A 12,750-nucleotide genomic window follows, 5' to 3' on the forward strand; every position below is an offset into this window, starting at 1 on the left:
TCTGAAAGCGAGTAGAATCAATGTCATGCACCTTGTCCAGAAATTTAAACCGGACAGCAGTGGGCTTGACCCGAGGATCCACGGCTGAGGGGCACTGACCTTTTCGCCTCACTGACGCAATCCAGACCGGAAGCGAACAATATCGGGGTTAATAATTCAATATCCCGTGGGGAGAGATATTACCGTCCCCGCCCCTAAGCCTGGGATCCTCGGGTCAAGCCCGAGGATGACGGCGGAGAAGGGGGGGATGTCCGGCAGGACAGAGGGGGGCGCTGTCCCGCCGACATTTAAAATGAACCTTCTAAGCCCCCCCGCCGTCCCTTCCGCTCCCGGCGGGGCGTGTCGGCGTCATTTCCGGCGGGTTTGTTGCGCAGGGGGCCGATGGCTTCGACGATCGTTTCGATGGTCGGGCGCGGGCCTGGGGTGTGATTGTCCAGCGCCTGGCGCATGGCGGCGAGATGGGCGAAGGAGGTGCCGCAGCAGCCGCCGATGATCCGCGCGCCGGCATTGATCGCCATATGAGCGTAGTTCGCCATCAGGTCCGGCGTGCCGGAATAATGGATTTCCGAGCCGCGAAATTCAGGAATGCCGCAATTGCCCTTGACGACGATGGTGGCAGCGGGGTCCGCACCCGTCATATCGAGAAGCGAGGAGAGAATATCGGACGCGCCGACGCCGCAATTGGCGCCGACCGCCACGGGCTTCTGCGCCAGTCCGTCGGCGACCTGATGGATATCCTTGGGGTGCAGACCCATCATGGTCTTGCCGGCGGTGTCGAACGAGCCGGTATAGACATAAGGCAGGTCCAGCGAAATCGCAGCCTCGGCGGCGGCGCGGATTTCATCGGGAGCGGACATGGTCTCGATCCAGGCGATGTCAATGCCGCCGGCCTTCAGCCCTTCGAGCTGTTCCCTAAATGCGGCGACCGCGTCCTCATAGGTGAGGGCGCCGAGCGGCACCAGCAGTTCCCCTGTCGGGCCGACGGAGCCGGCGACGATGACTTTGCGTCCAGCCTTATCGGCGACGGCGCGGGCGAGTTCCGCCGCTTGTCTGTTGAGCTCGAATACCCGGTCCTGCGCGTGGTGCAGCTTCAGGCGATGCCGCGTGCCGCCGAAGGAATTGGTCAGGATGATATCCGCCCCGGCGTCGATGAAACCCTGATGCAGCGCCTCGATCTTCTCCGGGTTGCTCTCGTTCCAGAGTTCCGGCGCCTCGCCCGATTCCAGCCCCGCGGCGAAGAGATTGGTTCCCGTCGCGCCATCGGCAAGCAGGACGCCTTTTTCAGCGATGAGGTCGGTGAGAACGTTCGGCAAAATGGCGTTCATATTCTTTCCGATGGATCAATCAATGATGATGTAGTGCACCGGGACCGTGATGTCCGGACGGGTGCGATAGGCAATATTCGTGCTGCGGATTTTGCCGGCAGGGAGCATGATATGCGACGCCTGGAGGATGTCCATGAGCTTTTGCGGAGGCGTGTCGCCACCGAACCAGAGCACGAGCAGGGGCCTGGCAAGCCGCGTGGCGATATCCGGCGCCTCGGGATATGCCACCCCGAGCGATGGGTCCAACAGCCGGAAATTGCCGGGTATTTGCGGATAATCGGCCAGAACCGTGGAAAAATTACCCGCTTCGTGCACCTGCCGGAACAATTGGGCATAATCGAGTTGACCGATGGGCGGATCGTTTCGGCTGCTGCCATAGGTCAGGTTGACGGCCAGAATGGGCGTTACCAGACAGGCAAAGCCAATGCTTGCAATGCTGAAATCGCGTAGCGCCTGCTCCCGCAAACGATAATGATAGAGGAGCCAGGCGAGGCAGGCGGGAAGCAGAAACAACACCGGCTGCAGCCAGCGGTCCTTGACATTGGTCGCCCCGGTCAGGGCAACGCCGACGAACACCAGGACAAGGCCGACAATGATGATCCGCGACAGGAAAAGCTCCCCCGGAAGCGGGATGGAGGGGGCGGGGAAGGGCGTTCTCTTGCCGCGATGAAGAGCGTAGACAATAAGTGCGACCACGAGGGCGAGGGCGGCAAAGAGAAGGCTGACCTCCAGGAGGCGCCCCAGCCCCACCACGCGGTCAAGCAGGAAATTGCCCGTGGCGCCGATCTCGAACTTGCCCGAGCGGGCGAGGACACTGTTTCTGTGATTCAGCATCCAGAGAGCGGTCGGCGCAAGAAGGATGGCAAACACGCCTATGGAAATGAAGGTCTGGCGCGAAAGAAGAGCGGTTCTATAGGCCGGAACTGTCAGCGCGGCGATCATGAGGGTTGCGATGAAGAAGCCGGCATTGAACTTGCCAAGCAAGGCGGCGGCCATCGCCAGCCCGAACAGTCCCGCCGAGAGGCTGGTGCGCGACCGCATATGCCACGCAAAGGCCAGGAACGCCCAGGCGCAGCCCGTGGTGCCGGCGACGGAGTGGGTCAGCGCGCGCTGCGATTCCCAGCCGATCTGGGGAATGAGGAACAGGCCGAGCATTCCCGCGGCTGCTACGTTGCGCGGCAGGCCCAGCAGGCGCATGCCGCCATAGACGCTGGCGAACATGTTGGCAAGCAGGCCGAACTTGACGATCTGCAGGGTCAGGAGGCTGGTGCCGAGAATTGCGGTCGCCAAGCTGCTGATCCATGTATAAAGGGGAGGCTGGGAGCCGCCATAACCCCAGGCGAGATAGCCGATATTGGCGAGTTGTTCGGCATCGTCGAGGCCCGCGCCGTTGGAAACGAAGGTGACGAAAACGGCCTGAAAAGCAAAATACATCAGGACGAACAGCAGCGCCGGATGCATGCCGAGCACGCGCCGGGGAGAGGCCGTCGATATCGTCTCGTCCGGTTTCATGAACGCCGCCGATCCTGTAGAATGCATCATGCCATTCAGGAGATTAATATGCCCCTGCTCCAATCATAACCCGCAAGCCCGCCTTTTCCCAGAATCCTGGCGGGATTACAACGGCGGAATGACAATGGCGTGGCAAGATAGCGCGATAGTGAACGGTGAATAATGTTTAATGGATTTCGAGCGTGGCCTCCTGGATTTCACGAGCTCAGCCGAAGTAAAATGGAAGCTTAAGTGTAAAGAACTACAAGAAGAAGCCGAAACTCAATAGGATTTTCTTAATATCCCGTCACCATAGCGGAAAGAATGCTTTGCATATCGACATGGCCGACGGGTTTTCCGTCCGCGTCGCGTATATGGAGTTCGCCAACGCGCTCCTTCGCCATGATTCGCGCGGCCTGTTCAAGGACCGTGCCGGTGGGGACGGAGGGGAGGCTCGCACTTTCGTTATGAATGCCCGGCGTCATGACAGCGTCGACGAGGATGACACGGCCGCGATTGACCTCCTTGACGAAGCTTTCAATATAATCGTCGGCGGGCTTCAGCACGATATCCTGCCCGGTGCCCTGCTGCACGATCTCGCCATTGCGCAGGATGGCGATGCGGTCGCCGAGGCGTAGCGCTTCGTCCAGATCATGGGTGATGAAGACGATGGTCTTTCGGATTTCCTTCTGAAGATCGAGGAGGACCGATTGCATGTCCATGCGGATCAGGGGGTCGAGCGCGGAAAACGCCTCATCCATCAGGAGGATAGGGGCGTCGTTGGCAAGCGCCCGCGCCAGCCCGACGCGCTGCTGCATGCCCCCGGATAGCTGGTTGGGATAGCTGTCCTCGAAGCCTTCCAATCCGACGCGCCCGATCCAGCGCCTTGCCGCCTCGAGCTGCTTCGCCCGGGGAACACCCTGGATTTCCAGCCCGTAGACGGTGTTTTCCAGCACGGTGCGGTGCGGTAGCAGCGCGAATTTCTGGAACACCATCGCCGTCTTGTGGCGGCGGAACTGGCGCAGTTCGCCCTCATTCATCTTCACCACATCCGTATTGTCGACCAGCACCTCGCCCGCGGTCGGGTCGATCAGGCGGTTGATATGGCGGATCAACGTGGATTTGCCCGAGCCGGACAGGCCCATCACCACCTGGATGCACCCGGCGGGCATGTCGATGTTGATGTCCTTGAGGCCAAGCACATGACCATGGCGGGCGTTCAGCTCCGTCTTGGACATGCCCTGCTTGACGGCGTTGATATGCGCCTTGGGGTTGGGTCCGAAAATCTTGTAGAGATTGCGGATTGTTATCCCTGTCGCCTGAATATCAGCCATGGATCGTCTCCAGATGCTTTTGCAGGCGCTTGCCATAGGCCTGGCTAACCCGGTCGAAGATGATGGCGATGCCGACGATGGCGAGGCCGTTGAAGATGCCGAGCGTGAAATACTGGTTGGAAATGGCCTTCAGCACCGGCTGGCCCAGCCCCTGCACGCCGATCATGGAGGCGATGACGACCATGGCGAGCGCCATCATGATGGTCTGGTTGATCCCGGCCATGATGGTCGGAAGCGCCAGCGGCATCTGCACATTCTTGAGCTTCTGCCAGCTTGACGAGCCGAAGGCGTCGGCGGCCTCCAGCACATCCTTGTCCACGAGGCGAATGCCCAGATTGGTCAAGCGGATGATCGGCGGAATGGCATAGATGACGACGGCGATGAGGCCCGGAACGCGGCCAATACCAAGCAGCATCACCACGGGGATCAGATAGACGAAGCTCGGCATCGTCTGCATCACGTCGAGCACGGGATTGATGATCCTCTGGAAACGGTCGGACCGGGACATGAGAATGCCCGTCGGGATGCCGATGGCGATGGAGAGCACGGTGCAGACGAAGATCATCGAGACCGTCTTCATCGTGTCGGTCCACATGTCGAAGAGGCCGATGAGGAGGAGGGTGACGACCGTGCCTGCCACGATCTTCCAGCTGCGGCTGGCGAACCAGGCGATGCCCGCGATGAGCGCGAGGATGATGGGCCAGGGCGTTCCGGTCATGAAACGCTCGGACTGGATCAGGAAATATTGCAGCGGATCGAACAATGCCTCGATCCTGTCGCCATAAGCGCGCGTGAACGCTCGAAAGCCCTCATCGATCGACTTCTTCAACGCGGTGAGCGTCGCGTCGTCCAGATGAGGGAAGCGGGTCAGCCATTCCATTGGGTGGTGGTTCTCCTTTAGCAGCGACGCCTTCCTTCCCCCTTGCGGGGAGGGAGGCCCGAAGGGTCGGGTGGGGGTGGCGACGTTTGCGCTAGGGTCTTCGAAGCAAGCGCAAACGTCACCACCCCCATCCGCCCGCTAACGCGGGGTTCGTTGCTGGAAAAGCCAAATCGTTGGCTTTTCCTCGGCCTTCGGCCGAACGCTCCTCAATCCCCTCAAGGGGGAGGGAGGGTGCGGAGTTTACTTCACCGCCGCCTTGATCTTTTCGGCAGCTTCCGGCGTGACCCACTTGGTCCACACATCCTCATTATTCTTGAGGAAATATTTCGCGCCGTCTTCGCCGGTGGCCTGGTTATCGGTCATCCAGGCGAGCAGCTTGTTGACGGTGGCGTTGGACCAGGAGCGGGCCTTCAAATAATCGAGCGCAGGGCCGGCGCGGTCGGCGAAGCCCTTGGTGACGAGCGTCTCGACATTATCTTTGGGCCATTCGTTCGGCTTCGGGTCGTTGCAGGATTCGACCGTGTTGCAACGCTTCCATTCCGCTTCGTCGAAGGAAGCGGCGTGGCCGAGCTTGACCATGTCATATTTGCCGAGCAGCGCGGTCGGCTCCCAATAGAAGCCCATCCAGCCTTGCTTGCGCTCGTAAGCCCTGGCGATGGAGCCATCCAGGCCAGCTGAGGAGCCGGTATCGACCAGCACGAAGCCCGCCTTTTCGCCGCCATAAGCCTTGAAGAACTGCGTGGTGACGCGCGTGCCACCCCAGCCGGACGGACCGTTGAACACCGCGCCCTTGCCGGGCTCTTCGGGGGCGGGGAAGAGTTCCGGATGCTTCAGCGCATCGGGAATCGTCTTGATGTCGGGATGGGCGTCGGCCAGATATTTCGGAATCCACCAGCCCGAGACGCCGCCTTCAGAGAGCGCCTTGGAGACGGAGACGATCTTGCCTTGCTTCGTGCCTTCGGCAACCACATCCGGCAGGAAGTCCACCCATCCCTCGGGCGCGATGTCCGGCTGGCCCTTTTCGATCATGGACGTGATGGTCGGCACCGTGTCGCCGACGACGATTTCGGCGGAGCAGCCATAGCCCTCGCCCAGGATTATCTTGTCGAGATTGGCCAGCACTTCGGCCGACTGCCAGTTCATGCTGGCGATGGTGACATTGCCGCATTCTGCGGCGGAGGCCATATTGGCAAATCCCACGATACCGGCAGCCAGAATCGTGGAAGCAAGCAGCTTCTTCATCAGGTAGTCTCCCATTTGCGACAGCACGAAAATTTATTGCGTCCGCTGGCGTGCCGTGCGGCCAGCTGACAATTTTTTCCCAAGGTCATGCAAACTCCTCGCTTGGCGAATTAGCGTCTCGATAGCGACGGATAGTATCCCGTTCGCGACGCGCTCCAGTCGAGCACGAATAAATGCCGTCACAAGCGCCCCGCTCAACGGCATCTGTCCCAAGCATTGGCCATCGAAACCGGAAACTCAAGGCCGATCCTCCCGATTTTTGTGCTGCAAGGGCGGCTGAAAGGTTTTTGGGCAGGCGCAGCAAAGCGCGATATCGAGGTGCCGGAAATCGCGTCAGACTAGCCTAAATGCGACAGGCCGCGGCGAGTTTGCAGCAGCCGCGGCGCGAAAATTGGCGCATTGCAGCAGCCACCGATAAATTCGCCCCGGAGTGCGGCAATGCTTTACGTTTTCAACAGGAACGGCCGCGTTCACATCGCCTGGAATTCAACCGAGCGGAGCAAGCCGTGCGCGGACGACAACCGTTCGCGATCTCTGCTCTCGCGGGTGTCCGTGGTGTGGCGCGGTTCGGCTGGCTGACGAGCGGCATCGCGCCAAATCGCCGCACCAGGATATTCCTATGATAATTCCGCTTGCGAAAGCGAAATTGGACAATTTTCGACTGTGATTTTTTGCGTCGGCGCGCGCGTGACGATTCGTGAAAAGCAAGTTGGATACGCCTGCGGGACTGCGCCCCCCTCTGTCCTGCCGGACATCTCCCCCGCAAGGGGGGAGATTGGCTGGCATCGATGACGGTTTTCTATTCTGCAACATATGTGAGTAGCTTCATGCGTCCACGAAGGCGCAATCTCCCCCCTTGCGGGGGAGATGGGCGGCAGCCCAGAGGGGGGGCGCTGTCCCGCCGACTTATCCGAAAATGAAGTCGTTGAAACGGCAAAAGCCGTGCGTCCCGGAGGAGAGCACGGCCTTGCCAAATTACGCATGGCGCTGTCGCGGAAACGCTGCGGCAGCGAGAGATTCAGCTCCGGTACGCAGTACCTTATCCGGAGCGGGGACGGCGTTGCTTCCGTCTTGAGTTCCTTTCTAGCGCCACATCGTTACCGTCAGGTTAGCAAGAGCTTAAGCAAATCTGAATCCGGTCGTTTTTTGAAATTTTTCGCTGTCGGCTCCGTCGAGCGCGACCGGCCTGGCCCTCCCGCTCTACTGGCCAGCCAGCTTAGGGAATGCTGCTCCCCAATTGTTTTGCAAATCTCTTGATGTCATTGGAATATTTGCACAATGCGGCGAAATAGGTCATGTTGGTTACGCCGCTGCTACCATTTAAAACTCCGCTTTGTATGGGCGCGGTTCGTAGGGGGTCTTGTTGAGTCAGCATCAATGGCCCCCCTGAATCTCCTTCAATCCCAATCCTGCCGTTTGCGATCAATGCGGTGCCGCTTGCTAGACGAGATGCACCAATGCTCTCAATGGTGACATCCCTGACATCCATTTCAGATTGTGGCCACGGATCTTTAATGCCTCTCATGCGTAGAAAAACGTGCATGGGGACGTTCTTATATGCACATGCCTCCTGATCGACAATTCGAGCAGTCACCGTGCCAAGCAGGCCGTAAACCGGCGTATTCAATTTTATCAAAGCCAGATCCACCGGGACGCCATGCTGATCGAATTTGATGAAATTCGGAGTGCTGTCGTTACGTTGGATACTATCGCTATACGAGAACCAGAAGCCGAATTGATAATAGACGGACTGCCAATCATTCTTGAGGCAATGAGAGGCAGTAAGCACCAGATCCCAGGCTACAAACGAACCGCCGCATGTACCGTCACTTTTAGCCCCCGTGAAAAACAGCTTAACGTAATTTGTTTCCGTGGGTTGAATGATTCCCGCGGCAGCCATTTGCGGGTTCATCAAGGTCGAGATGGCGAAGATGGCTCCTCTCCAGAAGTTGGTACTTTTTCTCCCGATAGAAAGTGCGCTTTTGATATTCATGATGATTCCTCCGATTATCGATTTATGAAATTCAGGGTGGTTTACAATATTTATTGCAATCTGAGGTTTATAGAATTCCCATTTTCGAAGCAAGCAGTTGAATCATATGAAGGCTTGCTCTCTAGGCAGGGTGAGACGTTTGGGATAGGCAATCGGCATGACGCGCGCCATCATGTTGCAGGGAACGGGTTCGGATGTCGGCAAGACGGTGCTGGTCGCCGGGCTGTGCCGGTGGGCGGTGCGCCGGGGGCTGAAAGTGCGCCCGTTCAAGCCGCAGAACATGTCGAACAATGCCGCCGTCAGCGACGATGGTGGCGAGATCGGGCGGGCGCAATGGCTGCAGGCGATGGCATGCGGTGTGCCGTCCTCGGTGCATATGAATCCCGTGTTGCTGAAGCCGCAATCGGAAACCGGCAGCCAGATCGTCGTTCAAGGCAAGGTGGCGGGGCAGGCCAAGGGCCGCGAATACCAGCTTTTGAAGCCCCGATTGATGGAAGCGGTGATGCAGTCCTGGGACGAGGTGCGCGCCGGGGCCGACCTCGTGATCGTGGAAGGGGCGGGTTCGCCGGCGGAGATCAACCTTCGCGCCGGGGATATCGCCAATATGGGGTTTGCGACGCGGGCGGGCGTGCCGGTGGTGCTGGTTGGCGATATCGATCGCGGCGGCGTCATCGCCTCCATCGTCGGCACCCATGCGATTCTTCCCGAGGAAGACCGGCGGATGATCGCGGGCTATCTCATCAACAAGTTCCGTGGTGACGTCTCGCTATTTGATGACGGCCTCGCCGCGATTACGCGCTTCACCGGCTGGCGTTCCTTCGGCGTGGTGCCGTGGCTGAAAGCCGCCTCGCGCCTGCCGGCGGAGGATTCGGTGGTGCTGGAGCGGCTGGCGAAGGGCGAGGGCAGGGCGCTTAAGGTCGCCGTGCCTGTTCTCGACCGTATCGCCAATTTCGACGATCTCGATCCGCTCAAGGCCGAGCCGCAGGTGGAGGTGGTGATGGTGCGCAGCGGCGAGCGGCTTCCTGCCGATGCCGGGCTCGTCGTTATCCCCGGCTCGAAGTCCACCATAGGCGATCTGAAGCGGTTCCGCGAGAATGGCTGGGACCGCGACCTGCAGATGCATTTGCGGCGCGGCGGTCATGTCGTCGGCCTTTGCGGCGGCTACCAGATGCTGGGCCGCATGGTGCGCGACCCCGAGGGGATCGAAGGCGACATCCGCGAAATCGAGGGGCTGGGCCTGCTCGATATCGAGACTGTCATGGAGCCGGAAAAGACCGTGCGTAATTCGACGGCGCGCTCGGTGATGTTCGACGTGCCGCTCGAGGGCTATGAAATCCATCTCGGCCGCACCACCGGGCCCGACTGCACGCGCCCTGCCATTATCCTGAACAATGTTCCTGACGGAGCGGTGTCGCCGGATGGCCGGGTTTTCGGGACTTATCTGCACGGGCTGTTCGGCTCCGATGCATTCCGAGCGGAATTTTTACGATCGCTCGGCGTAACCGGCGGTACTGTGTCTTATCGCGCGCAGGTGGAGCAGGCGCTGGATGAGGTGGCGGAGGAGTTGGCGGGGTGTCTGGATGTGGAGGGGTTGCTGGGGCTGGGGTAGTGTGTCCATAGAAATGTTGGCGGGACAGCGCCCCCTCTGCCCTGCCTCTCAATCTTTACCCGGCAGCACCACCGTAACCACCGCCCCGCCATGTTCTCCATTCTCCAGCCGGAGCGTGCCGCCATGTGCCGTGGCGATGGCGCGGACGACGGATAGGCCGAGCCCGGTGCCGCCGGTGGCGCGGGAGCGGGAGGGGTCGCCGCGCCAGAAGGGGTCCGCGGCGGCAAGGTCCATATCCGGGGGAAAGCCGGGGCCGTGGTCGGTGAGGCGGATGATGATATGGCCGTCTGGAAGCGCGCCGGTCTCGACGTGCAGGCGCTTGCCTTCGGCGGCGTAACGGCAGGCGTTTTGCAGAAGCGCGAGGGCGGCCTGGCGGATGCGCTCGGGATCGACCGGAGCGGACGCGGGGGCGAGGCGGGTTTCGACGGCCAGGCCGCTTGCATCGAGCATCGATCGGGCCGAGTCGAGGACGGTTTCAACCTCCTTGGCGATATCACGCGATTGCCGGTCGATCACCAGCTTCTGCCCAATGGCCAGCGACAGGGTGCGCAGATCCTCGATGAGCCGGGAGAGGCTTTCGACCTGGGTGAGCAGGCTCGACAGGGTTTTGGGCTCGGTCGGGAACACGCCGTCGAGCATTCCCTGTATCGAGCCGCGCAGGATCGTCACCGGCGTGCGCAATTCATGCGCCACGGCCATATTGTTGAAGCGAAGGCGTTTTTCCATCGTCTCAAGGCTGACCGCCAGCGCATTGAAGCTTTCGACTAGGCTCGCCACCTCGCGCGTGTTGGCATGCGATGCGCCGACGCGGGCTGAAAAATCGCCGGATTTCAGGCTTTCCGCCGCATCGGCTAATTTCTGGAGCGGGTGGGCAATTCGCCGGGCAAGCCAGACGCCGATCAGGCTGCACAGGATGGCCGACAGAAGGCTGCACACCAACACTGACATCTGGAGCTCAAAATCGGTGGGCTTGTCGAAATCGACGGCCCCATCGACGGATGAAAGATGGCGGAGCAATTCCTGGAGCGCCGCGGCATCGGGCACCCCGCCATTGTTTACAGCGCGGTAGGTATCCGCCATTCGCGGCGGCAGGCTGTCGACGATCGCATCTTCCAGATGGTTGGCGTACCAGTTCACGCCCAGATAGGTGAGGCTGACGCTGAGGAGCAGCATGGCCGCGGTGACGAGCGCCGTGGCTTTTGCCAGCGGCAGAGCGCGCGTTTTCATTTGGGCTCCGAGAAGCGGTAACCGATGCCGCGCACGGCGGGGAACAGGCCCTTCTGCCCCAGTTCTTCCAGCTTGCGGCGAAGGTTGGAGATGTGGGTATCGACCGTGCGGGCCAGCGCGTCGCTCTCCGGCAGGCAGGCATCGAGAATGTCGGCCCGGTCGAAGGCATGGGTGGGGCGGCGGATCATGTGGGCGAGGATGCGGAACTCGCTCAGCGTCAGGGGGATAGGTTGGCGCGTGTCGCCCTGACGCACGAACGCCGCATGGGCATGGAAATCCACCTCGATTTCGCCGAAGCGGCGGACGCTCTCCTGCGCGCCACCCCGGGCACGGCGCAGCACGGCCTTGACCCGCGCGACGACCTCCTGCGGGTTGAAGGGCTTTACCACATAATCATCCGCGCCCAGCCGCAGCCCGCTTAAGCGATCGATGTCTTCGGCCAGCGCCGTCACCATGATGACCGGCGTGTTGCCTGCCTGGCGCAGCCTAGCGAGCACGCCGAAACCGTCGAGCTTGGGGATGCGGACGTCGAGCAGCACTAGGTCCGGGGACAGCAGCGCGTGATGCTGCAAGGCCGTCTCGCCATCCGCCGCCCGTACCGTGCGATAACCCTCCCGCACCAGATAGGCATCCAGTATCCGGGCGATCTCCGGCTCATCCTCGACGATCAGAACGAGACTGTTGTCCACGTGATTGTAGCTCCGTTCGTTGCGTCCCGTTGATAGCGTGAATGGAACCTTCCGCCTACCATTCACCGTTCACTATTGACCATTCATCGACTAGCCCTTGGCCGTTTCTTGACAATGCGCGCCCACACCGCTGCCGAGCCAACCATTCGAGGTGTTCGATATGCGGGAAACGACGTCCAGACTATATGACAGGCGGCATTGGAATGAGGCCGCGCCCGTCACGGCGTGGCTGGGGTTGATACTCCTCGCCGTCAGCTTCGTGTTCATTATCTTCCCTGGCCTCGATCTGGCGGTGACGCGCCTCGTTGCGGATGAGGTGATGTTTCCGCTGGCGGACAGTCCGTTTCTGAAGGCTTTGCGGGATTTCAATCGCGCGGTGCCTTATTGGCTGCTGCCGCTGATGGTCGTTATCCTCGTCGCCTGTGCGCTTTCGCCCCGCCGAATGGAGTTTCTGGCTCCACACAAGGCGCTCTTCGTGATTTCCAGCTTCGCGGTCGGGCCGGGATTGCTGGTGCAGGCGGGGAAGAGCTTCATCGGACGGTCGCGCCCCACCGGCATTGTCGAATTCGGCGGAGCGGCGGAGTTTTCCCCGGTCTGGCAATTCGCCGGCTTCTGCAGCCGCAGCTGCTCGTTTCCGTCAGGCGAGGCGGCGCTGGCGGCGGCGGCTTTGTCGGTGCTGGTGTTCGTTCCCGTCGCTCTGCGCCGCAGCGTGGGAATGGTGCTCACACCCATTTTACTTGTTGTTGCGCTCAACCGGGTGTTGTTCGGCGCGCATTTCCTGTCGGACGTGCTGATCGCATGGTTCGGCACGTTATGGGCGATGGCCTGGCTGTGGAGCCGCATCGCGCCTGACGCCGGCAGGATCGATGGCGTCATCCGCCGGACAGGGCTTCCGGTTCGCCGCGCGCTGTTCGGCCAAAGGGCCAACTGACAGGCGCTCCAATTTTCCTTTTCTGAATG

Annotated in this window: 11 protein-coding genes; 3 read left to right on the forward strand and 8 right to left on the reverse strand. The window is 60.7% G+C overall.

Annotation, left to right across the window (positions count from 1 at the left end; all coding sequences use genetic code 11):
• Nucleotides 1-287: 287 nt before the first annotated feature.
• The 5 genes from bmt to IEX53_RS04415 form a co-directional block, all read right to left on the reverse strand.
• Nucleotides 288-1,325, reverse strand: coding sequence for a betaine--homocysteine S-methyltransferase (bmt, locus tag IEX53_RS04395; protein WP_188821862.1), 1,038 nt, complete (start codon nucleotides 1,323-1,325; stop codon nucleotides 288-290).
• Between the two features lie 15 nt (nucleotides 1,326-1,340).
• Nucleotides 1,341-2,837 (reverse strand): ArnT family glycosyltransferase, encoded by a 1,497-nt coding sequence (locus IEX53_RS04400; protein WP_188821864.1) that lies wholly within the window; start codon nucleotides 2,835-2,837, stop codon nucleotides 1,341-1,343.
• A 275-nt stretch (nucleotides 2,838-3,112) separates the two neighbouring features.
• Complete coding sequence (locus IEX53_RS04405; RefSeq protein WP_188821866.1) at nucleotides 3,113-4,150, reverse strand: quaternary amine ABC transporter ATP-binding protein; 1,038 nt, start codon at nucleotides 4,148-4,150, stop codon at nucleotides 3,113-3,115.
• A complete protein-coding gene (locus IEX53_RS04410; protein WP_188821868.1) occupies nucleotides 4,143-5,030 on the reverse strand; it encodes an ABC transporter permease in 888 nt (295 codons plus the stop codon). The genes IEX53_RS04405 and IEX53_RS04410 overlap by 8 nt, the downstream gene beginning before the upstream one ends.
• A 240-nt stretch (nucleotides 5,031-5,270) precedes the next feature.
• Nucleotides 5,271-6,272: an ABC transporter substrate-binding protein gene (locus tag IEX53_RS04415; protein ID WP_188821870.1), complete on the reverse strand. Its 1,002-nt coding sequence runs from the start codon at nucleotides 6,270-6,272 to the stop codon at nucleotides 5,271-5,273.
• A gap of 347 nt (nucleotides 6,273-6,619) precedes the next feature.
• Here IEX53_RS04415 and IEX53_RS04420 point away from each other — a divergent pair, with 347 nt between their 5' ends.
• Nucleotides 6,620-6,895: a hypothetical protein gene (locus IEX53_RS04420; protein ID WP_188821872.1), complete on the forward strand. Its 276-nt coding sequence runs from the start codon at nucleotides 6,620-6,622 to the stop codon at nucleotides 6,893-6,895.
• Between the two features lie 593 nt (nucleotides 6,896-7,488).
• Here the strand turns inward: IEX53_RS04420 and IEX53_RS04425 are convergent.
• Entirely contained in the window at nucleotides 7,489-8,265 is a 777-nt protein-coding gene (locus tag IEX53_RS04425; protein ID WP_188821874.1) for a trypsin-like serine protease, read from the reverse strand.
• A gap of 157 nt (nucleotides 8,266-8,422) precedes the next feature.
• On the opposite strand from IEX53_RS04425, the gene IEX53_RS04430 reads away from it, so the two are divergent.
• Nucleotides 8,423-9,874 carry a cobyric acid synthase gene (locus tag IEX53_RS04430; protein ID WP_188821876.1) on the forward strand — a complete coding sequence of 484 codons (1,452 nt, stop codon included), beginning with the start codon at nucleotides 8,423-8,425 and terminating at the stop codon, nucleotides 9,872-9,874.
• A gap of 48 nt (nucleotides 9,875-9,922) precedes the next feature.
• Here the strand turns inward: IEX53_RS04430 and IEX53_RS04435 are convergent, their stop codons facing one another.
• Entirely contained in the window at nucleotides 9,923-11,101 is a 1,179-nt protein-coding gene (locus tag IEX53_RS04435) for an ATP-binding protein (RefSeq protein WP_188821878.1), read from the reverse strand.
• Nucleotides 11,098-11,790, reverse strand: coding sequence for a response regulator (locus tag IEX53_RS04440; RefSeq protein ID WP_188821879.1), 693 nt, complete (start codon nucleotides 11,788-11,790; stop codon nucleotides 11,098-11,100). Before IEX53_RS04440 ends, IEX53_RS04435 begins: the two co-directional genes overlap by 4 nt.
• A gap of 160 nt (nucleotides 11,791-11,950) precedes the next feature.
• Here IEX53_RS04440 and IEX53_RS04445 point away from each other — a divergent pair, with 160 nt between their 5' ends.
• Complete coding sequence (locus tag IEX53_RS04445; RefSeq protein ID WP_210311622.1) at nucleotides 11,951-12,721, forward strand: phosphatase PAP2 family protein; 771 nt, start codon at nucleotides 11,951-11,953, stop codon at nucleotides 12,719-12,721.
• Nucleotides 12,722-12,750: the final 29 nt, after the last annotated feature.

It is taken from the genome of Paramesorhizobium endophyticum (assembly GCF_014640615.1).
GTDB classification, from domain to species: domain Bacteria; phylum Pseudomonadota; class Alphaproteobacteria; order Rhizobiales; family Rhizobiaceae; genus Paramesorhizobium; species Paramesorhizobium endophyticum.